This window comes from Bradyrhizobium sp. (genome assembly GCF_035935975.1).
GTDB lineage: Bacteria > Pseudomonadota > Alphaproteobacteria > Rhizobiales > Xanthobacteraceae > Bradyrhizobium.
Window position 1 is genome coordinate 36,103 of the sequence record NZ_DASYWN010000002.1, and the last position, 15,723, is coordinate 51,825.

A 15,723-nucleotide genomic window follows, 5' to 3' on the forward strand; every position below is an offset into this window, starting at 1 on the left:
GCTCGCAATGACGAGAGGAAAGAGCGGGGCTCAAATTCCGAGGTATTTGTGCTGCAGATCCGGCTCGGCCATTAGCTGCTCCGACGTGCCGCTCCACACCGTCTTGCCGCGCTCGATGATGAAGTGACGGTCGCAGATGCGGGCGAGGTGGTCGACGTTCTTGTCGACGACCAGGATCGACTGTCCGCGGCTCTTGAGCAGCGACAGGCAGCTCCAGATCTCTTCGCGGATCAGCGGGGCGAGGCCTTCGGTCGCCTCGTCCAGGATCAGCAGCTTCGGGTTGGTCATCAGCGCGCGGCCGATCGCCAGCATCTGCTGCTCGCCGCCGGAGAGCTGGTTGCCCATGTTGGCGGCGCGCTCGGCGAGTCGCGGGAACAGGGAGTAGATCGCGGCCAGCGTCCAGGGATTGCTGCTGCCGAAGCGATCGGCGGCGGCCGCGACGAGGTTTTCGCGCACGGTGAGGTTCGGGAATATCTGCCGTCCTTCGGGCACGAGACCGACGCCGAGCTTTGCAATCCGGTACGACGGAAGCTGGCGCACCTCGGTGCCCGCAAACCGGATCGTGCCTGATCGCGCCGGCGTCAGGCCCATGATGGAGCGGATGGTGGTGGTCTTGCCCATGCCGTTGCGGCCCATCAGCGAGACCATCTCGCCCGGCCTGATGGACAGCGACAGGCCGAACAGCACCTGGCTCAGGCCATAGCAGGTCTCGATGCCGTCGACGTCGAGCAGCGTGTCAGCCATGGTGCGTCACCACATGCTGGTCGCCGAGATAGGCGCGCTTGACCTCGTCATTGGCGCGGATCGCGGCCGGATCGCCGGACGCGATGACGCGGCCATAGACCAGCACCGAGATGCGGTCGGCCAGCGCGAACACCGCGGGCATGTCGTGCTCGACGAGGACGATCGAGACCTCTTTGCGCAGCTCCTGCAGCAGCTTCACCATTCCCTGGGATTCGGTGACGCCGAGCCCGGCCATGGGCTCGTCGAGCAGCAGCAATTTCGGCTTGCTGGCGAGCGCGACGGCGAGCTCGATCTGCCGCCGCTCGCCATGGCTGAGCTTCGACACCAGGACATCGGCGCGATGGCCGAGACCGACGCGATCGAGCGCGGCATGGGCGGCATCGCGCAGGCCCTTCTCCTTCCGTGCATTGGCGAAGAAGCGGAACGAGGTGCCGGCATGCGCCTGCGCCGCCAGCGCGACATTGTCGGCTGCGGTGAAGTCGAGCAGCAGCGAGGTGATCTGGAACGAGCGCGCCAGCCCCAGCGCGCAGCGGCGATAAGCCGGCAGGTAGGTGATATCGCGACCGCCCAGCGAGACGCTGCCGGAATGCGGCTCGAGATGTCCGGTGAGCTGGCTGATCAGCGTGGTCTTGCCGGCGCCGTTCGGGCCGATGATGGCGTGCAGTTCGCCGCTGGCGACGTCGAGCGAGACGTTGTCCGTCGCAATGATGCCGCCGAAGCGGCGCACCAGCTTTTCGACGCGGAGCAAGGGTTCAGCCACGAGAAGCCCTCCCCAGCATGCCCATGATGCCGCCGCGCCCGAACAGCACGATCAGCAGCAGCAGCGGGCCCATGATCAGCGCCCAATATTCGGTGATCTGCGACAAGAACTCTTCCAGCAACAGGAACACCACCGCGCCCATGACCGGGCCGAACAGCGTGCCCATGCCGCCCAGGATCACCATCACCATGAGGTCGCCGGAGCGGGTCCAGTACATCACGGCCGGGCTGACGAAATCGGTGTTGTTGGCGAGCAGCGCGCCGGCGAGGCCGCACATGGTGCCCGAGATGACGAAGCAGACGAGCTGGTAGCGCTTTGCCGGAAAGCCGATCGCCTGCATGCGCTGCTCGTTGGAGCGCAGGCCCTGCACGACGAGGCCAAAGCGCGAATTGACGATGCGCCAGATCAGGAGGAGCACGGCGAACAGGCAGGCGAGGCAGAGATAATAGAACTGCGTGCGGTTCGACAGGTTGATCAGCCCGGAGAAGTCGCTGCGCTTGTAGACGGTGAGGCCGTCATCGCCGCCGTAGCGCGCAAGGCCCGAGGCGACGTAATAGGCCATCTGCGCGAACGCCAGCGTGATCATGATGAAATAGACGCCGCGGGTGCGCAACGAAAGCGCGCCGATCACCAGCGCATAGATCGCGGAGGCCGCGAGCGCGACCGGAAACTGGATGAAGCCGCTTCCGACGCCTTCCTGCGCGAGCATGCCGACCGCATAGCCGCCGATGCCGAGATAGGCGGCGTGGCCGAAGCTCATCATGCCGCCAAAGCCCATGATGAGGTTGAGGCTCGCCGCGGCCAGCGCCAGGATGACGATGCGGGTGAACAGCGTCAGGATGAAGATGTTGCCGGACAGCGACGAATAGAGCGGCAGCAGCACGAGGCCCGCCAGCATCAGGGCCGTGACGGCCTTGCTCACCGAGAAAGCCTTCATCGACGGTTGGCCGGAAACAGCCCCTCCGGCCGCACCACCAGCACGATCGCCATCAGGAGGTAGATCAGCATGGACGAGAGTGCGGGCGCGGCGGTGGAGGCGGCGGCGCCGCTCAGCACCTGCCGCAGCAGGTTGGGCAGGAAGGCGCGGCCGAGCGTGTCGATCATGCCGACGAAGATCGCGGCGAGGAAGGCGCCGCGGATCGAGCCGATGCCGCCGATCACGATGATGACGAATGCGAGGATCAGGATGTTCTCGCCCATGCCGATCTGCACGGTGAGGATCGGCGCCTGCATCAGGCCGGCCAATCCTGCGAGCGCCGCACCGAGGCCGAACACCAGCGTGTAGAGCAGCTTGATGTTGATGCCGAGCGCGCCGATCATCTCGCGGTTGGAGGCGCCGGCGCGGATCAGCATGCCGATGCGGGTGCGCATCACGCCGAGATAGAGCAGCAGCGCCACCAGCAGTGCCACCGCGATGATGGCGAGGCGATAGGCGGGATAGTGAATGCCGGGCAGGATCGGCACCGGCACGGTCAGCCAGGCCGGCAGCGGCAGCGCAAGGCCGGCCGGGCCCCAGATCAGCCGCACCGCTTCATTGAAGAACAGGATCAGGCCAAATGTCGCGAGCACGTGGTCGAGATGGTCTCGCCCGTAGAGATGCCGCAATGCGCTCATTTCCAGCACAATGCCAAGGATCAGCGTAGCACCCAGCGCCAGCAGCGCGCCGAGCAGGAAGCTGCCGGTCCACGCCGCGAAGGTCGCGGCGAAATAGGCGCCCATCATGTAGAGCGAGCCGTGCGCGAGGTTGACGAGATCCATGATCCCGAACACCAGCGTCAGGCCGGCGGCGAGCAGAAACAGCAGCAGGCCGAACTGCAATCCGTTCAAGAACTGTTCGACGACAAGCAGCATCAAGACTCTTTCAGGCGCATACGAACGCGCGCCGATGTTCGAACACAGTCGCCATCAGTGAAAGAGCTCCCCCTGCCTCTTCAAAGCGGAAAAATGGGTAATGGCAGTATCGTTCCGAGGCAAGAGCGATTCGACACCAAACATGCACTTTGTTGCATGCGGGTGCATGCGGTCGGACGCGACCTTGCAAGAAGGCTGCCGCAGCAGATGGGGCAACCTGCCGCACCCAAACGATCGCCCTCCCCCGGCAAGCCGAGGGAGGGCGGCAATGTCGTCAGAGCTGAACGTCGCGTCTAGTGCGACGTCATCTGCTGGGGAAGCTCGTCCGGTTCGGCGAGCATGCTGTTGGCCGTCGAGGCTTCCAGCGCCGCCATCCTGAACAGGTAGGCCAGCGTCGTCAGGCCGGAGTCTTCCGCCATCTGCGCGAGCTCGAGGGCCATGTCGGACATGTAGCCGAGATTCTCGTCATTGGTTTGCGCCATGATCTGGCTGTCCCGCATCATGTTAGACATCTCAGGCGCTCTTTCGTTGCGCGGCAAGGCCGCAAAGGTTGGCACGGGCGACGGCGTCCAGACGCGGGCCGTCCTGTTGAACGATCGAAGCGGTGCCGATGCGATCATGCAGGGCATCGACCGTCTGCTGGCGAATCTCGATCGTCGCTGCCATGGTCCAGGCGTTCTCCACCAGGGCCGGCAGGCCGAGCGGGGTCACGACGAAGCCGGCTTCATGAAAGCGGGGCAGCCACCAGGTTTCCATGATCGCGCTGACCTGCGCGATCCCCTGATCGAGGCAGAACTCCTGCACCGCCGCCATCAGTTGCAGGTTGAGGGCGCCGTCGCGGCGATCGCGAACGACGAAATAGCGCGACCATTCCCAGACCAGCGGATCGGCGGGGCAGCCGCGAACCGACGCCAGGTGCGGGAACACCTCGCTCATCATCGAGGGCTTGGTGGTCGGGTAGAGACGGTGACCGCCGACGACGCGCCGCCCCTCCAGGGCGAGCAGGTAGACGGTATCCTCGTCGTCATAGGAGTCGATCTCGCGGCAATCCGGCCTGCGCAGCGTCTCCCAGTGCCGCTCCTCGACGAAGATGTCGTGGCGTATCCGGAAGTGCTGCTCGAGTACGTCTTCGTAAAGGTGGCGATTGACCGAGGAAATTGCGTGGATCATGAAAACCCCCATTGAGCCTCAATGGGGGAAAGAATCTTCGAAAAGAGGCGGGTTCGATATTGGGAAATTTCCCAGTACGTCGCCTAGGGAGCGATGATCTTGTGGCGAATCGCGAGCGCAACCGCATGCGTACGGTTGACGGCGCCGAGCTTGCGCGCGGCGGTTGCAAGATGCTCTTCGGCAGTGCGCTGCGTAATGTGCAGGATCTCGCCGATCTCCCAGGCCGACTTGCCCTGTGAAGCCCAGGAGATCACCTCGCGCTCGCGCGGGGTGAGACGCGTCGACGGATAAGGCGTCGGCTCGAGCAGGCGGCGAATGTGGTCGAAGCCATACATCGCCATCAGATGCAATGCCGGCTTGCTGCGGGGATTGAGATCCAGATGAACGCCGCCGAGCGACACCGCGGCTTCATAGCCGGTGAGCCCGTGGATCGGCACGATGAAGCCGCGCGACATGCGAAAATCGGTGGCGCGGTTCATCACCTCGGCCGCATCAGGCTCGAGCTCGGCATTATAGGGCGCTTCCGACCATTCGAACGGATTGACCGATTGCCTGCACAATCGCACCACGGGGTCGACGCGGTCGTAATTATTCTGGGTGTAGAGGCTGAACCATCCGGCCGGCCAGCGTTTGGCGAGCACCATCTGCGCGAAGCGTTGATCGGGATTCGGCAAACCAGTCACGATGATGGTCTCGAAACCAAAGCGACCGAAGGCCACCTCAAGCGCGTTCATGGCATCCGGTACCTTGCGATAGGTACCCAGGCCTTCGATGAAGTCGAGCGCTTCCCGGCCATAGTCGACGGCGGACATCGGTGCGTTTCCTGACCTTGGCTGTCCGCTATAGCACGTATTTGGGGGCTGCCTCAATTCGCTGCTCCCGTAGATTTCCGGTGTCTGCCTACTCCGAAGCTTTTATCTACTTGTGGAAGAAGTAACGTCAAGTTACACCTCAAGGCGTACAAAGCGGGAAAACCACGATGGACGACGAGAACATCGCCCTCAACAGCGTGCTCGGCCTGGAACTGAACCGCGTGTTTTTTGCCGTCCACGAAACGGCAAACAAGCAGAAGATCATCGAGTTCGCACGCGCAGTGCTGGAGAGCGAGCGCGCCGAGCTCGCGGAGAGCGCCTCGCCCGAAGGACCGGCGAGCTAGCACGCGGTTGCAGCAAACGACGCCGACGGTACAGATCGCGCGACCCCGCCACCCTTCCATTTGAACGCGCAGATTTTAGTCGAAACACTCTGACAGCGAAGTTAACTTCCGTTTTCCGCCTGTGGGAGACGGTTGTCGGACCCGGCCGCGCTCGTGCCCGGACGCAGCGCAGCGTCTCTTCGACGATGCGCTGCAGCGCCGGGGCCCATCCACATCGCCAGGCACTTGCCGCTGGATGACAGCGCGTCTCTCGTGAGATGATCGCCGCCACGATCTCTTTCGGATGCCAATCCTTCGGGTGCCAGGACCATGATGACGCTGCGCCAGGTTGAAGTGATCCGTGCCGTGATGGTGACGGGCACCATCGGCGGCGCGGCAAAATTGCTCAACGTGTCGGCGCCGGGGATCAGCCGGCTCGTCAAATACACCGAGCGCTCGCTCGGCATCCGCTTCTTCCAGCGCCAGAACGGCCGTTACTTTCCGACGCCGGAAGCCGAGAACATTTTTGAGCAGATCAACGGTGTCTACAAGAAGGTCGACGATCTCTCCGAGATCATCTCCAAGATCGGCCGCGGCGGGTTGTCGGAGCTGCGCATCGGCTCGGTGCCGAGCATCTCGCAGGTGATGGTGCCGCGCGCGATCGAGCGCGTCCGCCGCCGCTATCCAGATTTGGGCATCGACATCAACATCCTCAAGCTCGAGGAAGCAATCGACTATCTGATGCTCGGCCGCGGCGAGTGCGTGGCGATGAGCTACCGGCTGGAGCATTCCGGGCTCGACTTCATGCCGCTCGCCTCGGGCGAACTCTATTGCATCGTGCCGCCCGGCCACGAGCTCGCCGGGCGCAAACAGGTCTCCGCCGCCGAGATCACGCGCTACCCGCTGATCGGCATCGATCCGAACGACCCTTACGGGCGGATCATGGCCGAGATCTTCGCGCGCAACCGGCTCGACTACAACATCACCATCCGCGCGCGCTTCGGCACCACGGTCTGCGCGCTGGTGAAGGCGGGGCTCGGCATCGCCATCATCGACCAGTTCACGGTCGCCCATGGCGGCTATCCCGGCATCGAACTCTTGAAGATCACCGAGCCGACAAGGTTCGACACCTACATCGCGGTGAAGCGCGGCGCTCCGCTGTCGCTTCACGTCGAATATTTCATCGAGTCCCTGCGCGCGGAGATGCGCGCGGTCGAGCCGTCGCGCGGCAACGGCAAGGCCGCTTCCGGGCGCGGCCGGAAAAAATAACATTATGTTAGGTTTGTCCGATAAATGGGTAATTGTGTTAGGCAAGGGAAAGGCTATCGTCGGACCAGAAAGCCCCCTTGGATTTGGGCGGATTTCTCCGCTAATGGCCGGGACCGAACGCTCCAACGAGACGATAGCGAACCATGTCGAAGCGCGGATACGCCGCCAGCAAGAAACTCCTCACCGGCCTGATCGGCGCGCCGATCGCGCATTCCGCTTCCCCCTTCATGCATGAGCGCGCCGCCGAGGCGCTTGGCCTGCGCGGCCATTACCAGCTGATCGAGGTCGCCGGTGCGGACGCCGCCGCTCTCAGCATGATGCTGGAAGGCGTGCGGCGGCTTGGCTTTGCCGGCGTCAACGTGACCTTTCCCTACAAGGAGGCCGTGGTGCCGCTGCTCGACGAGCTGGCGCCGGGCGCGGCCGCCATGGGCGCGGTCAATACCGTGGTCGTGAGGGACGGCCGTCTGATCGGCCACAACACCGACACCACGGGCTTTGCGCGCGCGGTGGCGCCGCTGCTGGCGCCATCAGGCAATGCGGTGGCCGTGATCGGCGCGGGCGGTGTCGGCAAGGCCATCGCCTTTGCGCTGGCGGACAAGAAGGTCTCCGACATCCGCATTTTCGACAGTGAGCCGGCACGGGCTGAAAAGCTTGCCTCGCTCCTGAACGCGCCAGGCGCAAAAGTCGTGACCAGCGTCGAGGCCGCGCTCGATGGCGCGACCGGCCTCATCAACGGCACGCCGGTCGGCATGCTGCCGAACCGCGACACGCCGGTGCCGCCGCCACTGCTCCGCGCGAACCTGTGGGTCGCCGATGCCGTCTATTCGCCACTGATCACGCCGCTCCTTGCCGCAGCGCAAGAGAAGGGCGCGCAGATCATGACCGGGCGCGAGCTTGCGATCTACCAGGCCGCCGACGCTTTCGAACTGTTCACCGGCCTTGCCCCGTCGACCGAAGTCATGGGAGAGGCTTTTGACACCGTGATGGCCGCGCGCAGCGCCGCCTATCGGGCAGCTTGAGGCAAAGCGGCCGGACACAAGGCCGCTTGCAAAATTGAAACGGGAGGAGAGGACGATGAAATCAACGCTACTGGTGGGCGCGCTGCTCACCGCAATCACGACCACGGGCGCCTTCGCCCAGGCGATCAAGCTCGCCGACGTCGCCGAGCTCTCGGGCGGCGGTGCCACCGTCGGCACCAACTGGAAAAACGGCATCGACCTCGCGATCGAGGAGATCAACGCCAAGGGCGGCGTGCTCGGCCGCAAGCTCGAAGTCACCCACGCCGACTCGCAGTCCAATCCCGGCGTTGCCCGCGCCCAGGTGCAGAAGGCGCTCGACGCCGAACCTTACGTGCTGCTCGGGCCCGGCTATTCCGGCTCGGTGAAGGTCACCGCGCCGCTCGCGGCCGAAGCCGGCATCGCGCAGATCATGGGCGGCGAAGCCGCCGAGCTGACGCAGGCCGGCAACAAGTTCCTGTTCCGCACCTCGTTCGGCCAGCAGTCCTCGATGCCGAAGGTCGCGAAATACATCCACGACGACATGAAGGCGAAGACGGTCGCGGTGGTCTGGGTCAACAACGATTTCGGCCGCGGCGGACGCGACGTCGTGGTCAAGGAGCTCGACCGGCTCGGCTCCAAGGTGGTCGCCGATCTCTCGACCGAGGCGGGCCAGGCCGATTTCGCCGCCGACGTCGGCAAGATCAAGGCCGCCAATCCCGACGCCGTGTTCGTGTATTTGAATGAAGAAGAGAGCGCGCGCATCCTGAAAGAGCTGAAGCGCCAGGGCGTCAACGCACCGCTGATGGGCGAGACCACGCTGATCGGCCAGAAGGTGATCGAGCTCGCCGGCGATGCCGCCAACGGCGCGCGCGGCCATGTCGGCCTCACCACCGATGCGCCGGTCGATCTGATCAAGGCGTTCCGCGAGAAGTTCTCCAAGAAGTACAATTACGTCCCCGACCATAACGGCCTGAAGGGCTATCTCGCCGTCTACATGGTGAAGGCCACCACCGAGAAGATGGGCAAGGTCGATTCCAAGGCCTTCGCCGACACGCTGCACGGCCTGACCATCAAGGCCGCGGACGAGCCGGGCATCCTGATGGACGTCACCTTCAACGAGACCGGCGACATCGATCGCCAGAGTTTTCTGGTCGAGGTGGTCGAAGGCAAGCAGGTGGTGAAGCAGGTGCTGCCGAAGGTGAAGTGATCTTCGCCCTTCTCCCTCGCCCCGCTCGTCGCGGGGAGAGATCTCTCGTCTCCCTCTCCCCGCCCTTCGCGGGGAGAGGGAGAAGAAAGAGAGATGGAGCGAGGGAGACGATAGAGCGGCTGAGAGACACAAGAGGGGAAAATGTCCAATCTGTTCGATCTTCTGGTCGCGGGACTGGCCACCGGCGCGATCTATGCGCTGGTCGCGGTCGGCTTCACGCTGCTGTGGCAGACCTCGCAGACCATCAACTTCGCGCAGGGCGAGTTCGTGATGCTGCCGGCATTCCTGATGTTGGCCGCGATGCATGCCGGCGCGCCGTTCTGGCTCGCGATCATCCTCGGCATCCTGCTCTCGATGATCCTGCTCGGCCTCGCCTTCAAGATGCTGCTGGTCGATCCGATGATGCGCCACGGCGTGCTGCCGCTCGCGATCGCGACCATGGCGCTCGCCATCGGCATCAAGGAGGCCGTGAAGCAGTTCTTCAGCGCCGAGGCCTCGCCCTTTCCCTCGATCGTGCCGACCGGTGACATCTCCATCCTCGGCCACGCCGTCTCGCTGCAGAGCATCGGCGTGCTCGTCGTCGCCATCCTTGCCGTCTTCGGCCTGACCACGCTGCTCAACCGCACCTCGCTCGGCCACCAGATGCAGGCGGCAGCTCAGAACCCGACGGTCGCGCGCATCATCGGCGTGCCGGTCGAGCGCATGATCCTGCTGACCTTCCTGATCAACGCCTTCCTGGTCGCGCTGGCCTCGCTGCTGATCACGCCGATTTATCTGGCCAAATTCTCCTCCGGCGAGGTGCTGGGCCAGGCCGCCTTCATCGCGGCGATCGTCGGCGGCTTCAACCAGGTCCGTGGCGCCATCGCCGGTGGCCTCTTGATCGGCGTGCTCGACAATCTCGCGGCCTCCTACGTCTCGACGCAATATCGCGCCGCCGTGCCGCTGATCTTCCTGATCATCGTCATCCTGTTCCGGCCGCAGGGACTGCTCGGCCGCGCCGAGGAGCGCACGGTATGAGCGGTTTTGCCAAACCCCTGAAGATCGCGCTCGGCCTCGTCGTCATCGCCGGCCTGATCGTCGTTCCCATGAACTTCAACCGCTACGGCCTGTTCATCCTGAGCCAGTGGGCGGTGATGACCATCGCCGCAATGGGCCTCAACCTCACGCTCGGCTACGCCGGACAGGTCTCGCTGGCGCAGGGCGCGTTCGTCGGCATCGGCGCCTATGCGGCTGCGATCATGACGACGCATGGCTGGCCGCTGCCGGCCGCGATCGTGGTTGCGATCGTCCTGAGCTTCGGCGTCGGCTGGGTACTCGGCTATCCCGCGCTGCGCGTGCAGCACCATTACCTCGCCTTCGTCACGCTGGCTTTCTCGACCCTCGCCTTCCTCGTGTTCCGCAACGAGAGCTGGCTCACCGGCGGCATCTACGGCATCTCCAACATTCCGCGCCCGCATGTCTTCGGGATCGCAACCAACAAGCCGCTGCCGTTCTACTATGTCTGCCTCGGCTCGCTCGCGATCGTCTCGGTTGCGGTGTGGTGGCTGATCCGCTCGCCCTGGGGCCGCGCCTTCATGGCGCTGCGCGAGAATCCGCTGCGCGCGCAATCGCTCGGCATCGACACGCGGCGCTACACGCTGATGGCCTTTGCGATCGGCTCGGCGCTCGGCGGCATCGCCGGCGCGCTCTATGCACCGCTGACGCAATATATCGACCCCGTGCCGTTCAACCTGTCGCTCTCGCTCGATCTCCTGATGATGGTGATCGTCGGCGGCGCCGGCTTCTATTTCGGCCCGTTCCTCGGCGCGATGATCGCGGTGCTGCTGCCGGAATGGCTGCGCTTCACCGAAGGCTATTATCTGATGCTCTATGCGGTCGCGGTGATGCTGCTGCTGATCTGGTCGCCGACCGGCATTCTGGGAATCCTCGATCGCTATATGGCGGCGCGGCGAACCAAGGCGGCATCTGCATTGCGTGCCGTCGCAAAGTCCCGGCTGGAGACGGTGCAATGAGCGCGGTCCTCGAGGTCACTGACATCAAGAAGAGCTTTGGCGGCATCCACGCGGTCAACGGCGTCTCCTTCGACGTCCGCGAGGGCGAGATCCTCGGCCTGATCGGCCCGAACGGCTGCGGCAAGTCCACGCTGTTCAACTGCATCCTCGGCCAGCTCACGCCATCTGGCGGCGAGGTCAGGCTCGACGGCCAGGTGGTCACGGGCCTGCGCCCCGCCGAGCTCAACAAGCTCGGCGTCAGCCGCACCTTCCAGCTCCTGCAGGTGTTCCCGAAACTCTCGGTGCGCGAGAACCTGATCCTCGCGGGCCAGGAGCACCAGGGCAACATGGCCTCGCGCCTGGTCGGCCGCTCCGATGCCGGACTGACGGATGCCGCCAACCAGATGATCGGCTTTTTCAAGCTCGATCATCTCGCCGCCGAGCCCGCCGGCGGCCTGTCCTACGGCCAGCAGAAGCTGCTCGACGCCGCCATGGCCTTCATGGGCGGACCGCGCCTGGTGCTGCTCGACGAGCCCGCCGGTGGCGTCAACCCGTCGATGCTGGCGGATCTGAAGGAGCGGCTGGTCGCGATCAACCGCGAGAAGAACGCGACCTTCGTCGTGATCGAGCACAACATGGAATTCGTGATGTCGCTGTGCTCGCGCGTGATGGTGATGGCGGAAGGCAAGGTGCTGGCGATGGGGCGTCCCGACGAGGTCCGCAAAGACCCCGCCGTGATCGAAGCCTATCTCGGACATTGAGGAGGAAGCGATGAGCGACCCGATCCTCTCGGTTCACAATCTCGTCGGCGGCTACGGCAAGATGACGATTTTGAACGGCACCACGTTCTCGGTACCGCCGGCGACCATCACCACCATCATCGGCCCCAACGGTGCCGGCAAGTCCACCGTGTTCAAGGCGATCTTCGGCCTGCTCAAGCTGCGCGAAGGCAAGATCAGCTTTGCCGGCCGCGACGTCACCAATCTGAGCCAGCGCGCGTTGCTCAACGCCGGAATCTGCTATGTGCCGCAGGGCCGCAACATCTTTCCCGAGCTCTCAGTCCGCAGCAACATCGAGCTCGGCGGCGTTTCCGCCGGCAAGGGCATCGACCTGCCGACGCGGATCGAGGCCGCGCTCGACCTGTTCCCGGCGCTGCGCCGCAAATCCACCCAGCAGGCCTCGACGCTCTCCGGCGGCGAGCAGAAGCAGCTCGAGATCGCCCGCTCGCTGCTGCTGGAGCCAAAGCTCGTGCTGATCGACGAGCCCTCGATCGGCCTGTCGCCGCTGATGGTGCAGCAGACCTTCGATATCCTCAAGAGCCTGCGCGACCGCGGCGTCACCATCCTGATGATCGAGCAGAACGCGCGCTCGGCGCTGGAGATCTCCGATTTCGGCATCGTGCTCGAGCTCGGCCAGACCCGCATCGTCGACAAGGCGGAGAGCATCCTGAACGATCCGCGCATCGGCCAACTCTTCCTCGGCGGCGCCATGGAGGAGACCGCGGCATGAGCGCGCGAATGCGCATCGGTGTTGCCGGTGCCGGCCTGATCGGCCGCCGCCATAGCGAATTGATCGCGGCATCGCCGGATTGCGCATTATCAGGCATTGCCGACCCCTCGCCCGCCGCGAAGGACTATGCGGAGTCGCTCGGTGTGCCCTGCTATGCCGACCATCGCGTGCTGCTGGCGCAGGACAAGCCCGACGGCCTCATCATCGCCTCCCCCAACAATCTGCACCTGCCGATGGCGCTCGACTGCGCGGCGGCGGGCGTGCCCGCGCTGATCGAAAAGCCGGTGACCGATACGGTTGCCAATGCGCAGCGCCTTTGCGCCGCGGTCAAGCGAACCGGTGTGCCGATGCTGGTCGGTCATCACCGCCGGCACAATCCCATCATCAGGGCCGCGCGCGAGGCGGTGGCGAACGGCAGGCTCGGCCAGCTCACCGCCGTGGTCGGGCTGTGGCTGCTCAAGAAGCCCGACGACTATTTCGAGGTGTCCTGGCGGCGTGAGCAGGGCGGCGGGCCGCTGCTGATCAACCTGATCCACGACATCGACAACCTCCGCTTCATCTGCGGCGAGATCACCGAGGTGCAGGCGCTGACCTCGAACAAGGCGCGCGGCTTTGCCGTCGAGGACACCGCAGCGTTGCTGCTGCGCTTCGGCAATGGCGCGCTGGGAACGGTGACCGTGTCGGATGCGACGCCGGCGCCGTGGAGCTGGGAGCTCGCCTCCGGCGAGAACGTTGCGTATCCGAAGCAGGATCAGCCCTGCTACATCTTCTCCGGCACGGCGGGATCGCTGTCGGTGCCGACCATGGAGCTGTGGTCCTATACAGAGCAGCCCGGCTGGTACGCGCCACTGTCGCGCCAGACCGTTGCGCCGCCTGCCTTCGATCCGCTGGTCGAGCAGCTCCGGCATTTCCTTGCCGTAATCGCCGGTCGTGAACAACCACTCATCTCAGTCGAAGATGCGATGGGGACGCTCGCTGTCGTCGAAGCCGTCAGCGAGGCCGCGCGCACGAGCCAAAAGATATCGCCGGGCCACATCATGGAGCAGGCAGCATGAACAAGCGATCGATCGCGACCGTCTCTCTCTCGGGGGCGCTGGACGAAAAGCTCCGCGCCATCGCAACCGCCGGCTTCGATGCCGTCGAGATCTTCGAGAACGATCTGCTCTCGTTCGGTTCGGGGCCGCGCGAGGTGGCGCAGCTCTGCAAGGACCTCAAGCTCGAGATCTGCGCGTTCCAGCCGTTCCGCGATTTCGAGGGCATGCCGGAGCCGCAGCGCGCGCGCAACTTCGCCCGCGCCGAGCGCAAGTTCGACCTGATGCAGGAACTCGGCACCGACCTGCTGCTGATCTGCTCCAACGTCTCGCCGGCCTCGCTCGGCGGCACCGACCGCGCCGCCGACGATTTTCGCGAGCTCGGCGAACGCGCCGCCAAGCGGGGCTTGCGCGTCGGCTACGAGGCGCTGGCCTGGGGCCGCCACGTCAACGACTATCGCGATGCCTGGGAGATCGTGCGGCGCGCCGATCATCCCGCTATCGGCGTCATCCTCGACAGCTTTCATGCGCTGGCACCCGGCTTTCCGGTCCGCGCGATGGCCTCGATCCCCGGCGACAAGATCTTCCTGGTGCAGCTTGCCGACGCACCGAAGCTCGAGCTCGATATTTTGTCGTGGAGCCGGCACTTCCGCTCCTTCCCCGGCCAGGGCGACCTGCCGGTCGGCGAGTTCATGACGGCGATCGCGGCGACCGGTTATGCCGGGCCGCTGTCGCTGGAAATCTTCAACGACCAGTTCCGCGCCGGCTCGGCCGCGCAGACCGCGGTCGACGGCCTGCGCTCGCTGATCCTGCTGGAGGACCAGCTCGCGCCGGATTGGCCAAAATTCGCCGGCGAGCCGCTGGCGCCGAAGGCCAAAAGCCGCGGCACCGGCTTCATCGAGTTCGCCGTCAACGAGACCAAGGCGGGCGAGCTCGCCCGGCTGTTCGCACAGCTCGGTTTCCGCAAGACCGGCAAGCATCGCAGCAAGGCGGTGGAACGCTGGTCGCAAGGCAAGGTCGAGCTCGTCATCAATTGCGAGACCGACGGCTTTGCGCATTCGCACTACGTCACCCACGGCCCCGGCGTCTGCGCCATCGCGCTCGACGTCGACAATGCCGGCCTTGCCATGCAGCGCGCCGAGACGCTGAAGGCGCGCACCTTCTACCAGCCGGTCGGACCGGGCGAGCTGGAGATTCCCGCGATCCACGGCGTCGGCGGCAGCCTGCTGTATTTCCTCGACCAGGCCGGCAAGAACTGGGACACCGATTTCGAGCCTGTGGCGAGCAATGCCGGCAACGACGCGCTGCTCGCCGTCGATCACATCGCGCAGTCGATGCCCTATGACGAGATGCTGTCCTGGCTGTTGTTCTACACCGGCATCCTCGATCTGAACCGCCTGCCGCAGATGGAGATCGCCGATCCCAGAGGCCTCGTGCAGAGCCAGGCCATCATCAACGCCGACCAGAGCCTCCGCTTCGTGCTCAACGGCTCCTCCGCCAACCGCACGCTGCCGGCGCGCTTCATCTCGGAGTTCTTCGGCTCAGGCGTGCAGCACGTCGCGTTCTCCTGCAGCGACATCTTCGCGACCGTCGCCGAGATGCGCAAGCGCGGCGCGGATTTCCTGGATATCCCTGATAATTACTACGACGACATTGAAGCCAAATACGACCTCGCGCCGGAGCTGATGGCACAGCTGCGCACCAACCACATCCTCTACGACCGCGAGGGCGACGGCGAATTCTTCCAGGTCTACACGCACATTTTCGATGAGCGGTTCTTCTTCGAGATCGTCGAGCGGAGGAATTATCAGGGATTCGGCGCGGCCAATGCCGGCATCAGGCTCGCCGCGCAAGCCCGCGAAGTGCGCCCGGCGAGCATGCCGCGGGTGTAGCGCTGTCTTACCCTCTCCCCTTGCGGGCTACGGCATTCACACATCGAGGTTGAAGACGGGAAGGATGTCTGATTCCGTGTTGTCCGACTGGCTAGGAGGACAGCATGGAGACTGGACTGGGACGGTTTGGCGACCGTCGCCTGCAAAAAGGGGGGCGTTCCTTCTG

17 protein-coding genes are annotated in these 15,723 nt (G+C 64.8%); 10 read left to right on the forward strand and 7 right to left on the reverse strand.

Translation table 11 applies throughout. The features are described from left to right. Positions 1-30 precede the first annotated feature (30 nt). The 7 genes from VGR99_RS00245 to VGR99_RS00275 all read right to left on the reverse strand — a co-directional run bounded on the left by VGR99_RS00245 (position 31) and on the right by VGR99_RS00275 (position 5,337). Positions 31-744 carry an ABC transporter ATP-binding protein gene (locus VGR99_RS00245; RefSeq protein ID WP_326896284.1) on the reverse strand — a complete coding sequence of 238 codons (714 nt, stop codon included), beginning with the start codon at positions 742-744 and terminating at the stop codon, positions 31-33. Further along, on the reverse strand, positions 737-1,504 hold the full coding sequence (locus VGR99_RS00250) for an ABC transporter ATP-binding protein (RefSeq protein ID WP_326896285.1): 768 nt from the start codon (positions 1,502-1,504) through the stop codon (positions 737-739). Before VGR99_RS00250 ends, VGR99_RS00245 begins: the two co-directional genes overlap by 8 nt. Further along, positions 1,497-2,441 (reverse strand): branched-chain amino acid ABC transporter permease, encoded by a 945-nt coding sequence (locus VGR99_RS00255; RefSeq protein ID WP_326896286.1) that lies wholly within the window; start codon positions 2,439-2,441, stop codon positions 1,497-1,499. The genes VGR99_RS00250 and VGR99_RS00255 overlap by 8 nt, the downstream gene beginning before the upstream one ends. After that, positions 2,438-3,355 carry a branched-chain amino acid ABC transporter permease gene (locus tag VGR99_RS00260; protein ID WP_326896287.1) on the reverse strand — a complete coding sequence of 306 codons (918 nt, stop codon included), beginning with the start codon at positions 3,353-3,355 and terminating at the stop codon, positions 2,438-2,440. Before VGR99_RS00260 ends, VGR99_RS00255 begins: the two co-directional genes overlap by 4 nt. A 293-nt stretch (positions 3,356-3,648) precedes the next feature. Then, the gene (locus tag VGR99_RS00265; protein WP_326896288.1) at positions 3,649-3,867 is read right to left on the reverse strand and encodes a hypothetical protein; all 219 of its coding nucleotides are present in this window, start codon (positions 3,865-3,867) and stop codon (positions 3,649-3,651) included. Position 3,868: 1 nt separating this feature from the next. Then, a complete protein-coding gene (locus VGR99_RS00270; protein ID WP_326896289.1) occupies positions 3,869-4,525 on the reverse strand; it encodes an acyl-homoserine-lactone synthase in 657 nt (218 codons plus the stop codon). A gap of 83 nt (positions 4,526-4,608) precedes the next feature. Further along, entirely contained in the window at positions 4,609-5,337 is a 729-nt protein-coding gene (locus VGR99_RS00275; protein ID WP_326896290.1) for a LuxR family transcriptional regulator, read from the reverse strand. Between the two features lie 167 nt (positions 5,338-5,504). Between VGR99_RS00275 and VGR99_RS00280 the strand changes: the two genes are divergently transcribed. From VGR99_RS00280 to VGR99_RS00325, 10 genes are all read left to right on the forward strand, one after another. Then, positions 5,505-5,681 carry a hypothetical protein gene (locus tag VGR99_RS00280; RefSeq protein ID WP_326896291.1) on the forward strand — a complete coding sequence of 59 codons (177 nt, stop codon included), beginning with the start codon at positions 5,505-5,507 and terminating at the stop codon, positions 5,679-5,681. Positions 5,682-5,990: 309 nt separating this feature from the next. Then, positions 5,991-6,929, forward strand: a complete 939-nt coding sequence (locus VGR99_RS00285; protein ID WP_326896292.1) for a LysR family transcriptional regulator — start codon at positions 5,991-5,993, stop codon at positions 6,927-6,929. A 143-nt stretch (positions 6,930-7,072) separates the two neighbouring features. After that, positions 7,073-7,948, forward strand: a complete 876-nt coding sequence (locus VGR99_RS00290; RefSeq protein ID WP_326896293.1) for a shikimate dehydrogenase — start codon at positions 7,073-7,075, stop codon at positions 7,946-7,948. 55 nt (positions 7,949-8,003) lie between these two features. Beyond that, complete coding sequence (locus VGR99_RS00295) at positions 8,004-9,134, forward strand: ABC transporter substrate-binding protein (RefSeq protein WP_326896294.1); 1,131 nt, start codon at positions 8,004-8,006, stop codon at positions 9,132-9,134. A gap of 141 nt (positions 9,135-9,275) precedes the next feature. Then, positions 9,276-10,151 carry a branched-chain amino acid ABC transporter permease gene (locus tag VGR99_RS00300; protein WP_326896295.1) on the forward strand — a complete coding sequence of 292 codons (876 nt, stop codon included), beginning with the start codon at positions 9,276-9,278 and terminating at the stop codon, positions 10,149-10,151. Then, positions 10,148-11,146: a branched-chain amino acid ABC transporter permease gene (locus VGR99_RS00305; protein WP_326896296.1), complete on the forward strand. Its 999-nt coding sequence runs from the start codon at positions 10,148-10,150 to the stop codon at positions 11,144-11,146. Before VGR99_RS00300 ends, VGR99_RS00305 begins: the two co-directional genes overlap by 4 nt. Continuing rightward, the gene (locus tag VGR99_RS00310) at positions 11,143-11,886 is read left to right on the forward strand and encodes an ABC transporter ATP-binding protein (RefSeq protein ID WP_326896297.1); all 744 of its coding nucleotides are present in this window, start codon (positions 11,143-11,145) and stop codon (positions 11,884-11,886) included. The genes VGR99_RS00305 and VGR99_RS00310 overlap by 4 nt, the downstream gene beginning before the upstream one ends. 10 nt (positions 11,887-11,896) lie before the next feature. Beyond that, complete coding sequence (locus tag VGR99_RS00315; protein WP_326896298.1) at positions 11,897-12,634, forward strand: ABC transporter ATP-binding protein; 738 nt, start codon at positions 11,897-11,899, stop codon at positions 12,632-12,634. After that, positions 12,631-13,689 carry a Gfo/Idh/MocA family oxidoreductase gene (locus VGR99_RS00320; protein ID WP_326896299.1) on the forward strand — a complete coding sequence of 353 codons (1,059 nt, stop codon included), beginning with the start codon at positions 12,631-12,633 and terminating at the stop codon, positions 13,687-13,689. Before VGR99_RS00315 ends, VGR99_RS00320 begins: the two co-directional genes overlap by 4 nt. Continuing rightward, on the forward strand, positions 13,686-15,557 hold the full coding sequence (locus VGR99_RS00325) for a bifunctional sugar phosphate isomerase/epimerase/4-hydroxyphenylpyruvate dioxygenase family protein (protein ID WP_326896300.1): 1,872 nt from the start codon (positions 13,686-13,688) through the stop codon (positions 15,555-15,557). The genes VGR99_RS00320 and VGR99_RS00325 overlap by 4 nt, the downstream gene beginning before the upstream one ends. Positions 15,558-15,723 lie beyond the last annotated feature (166 nt).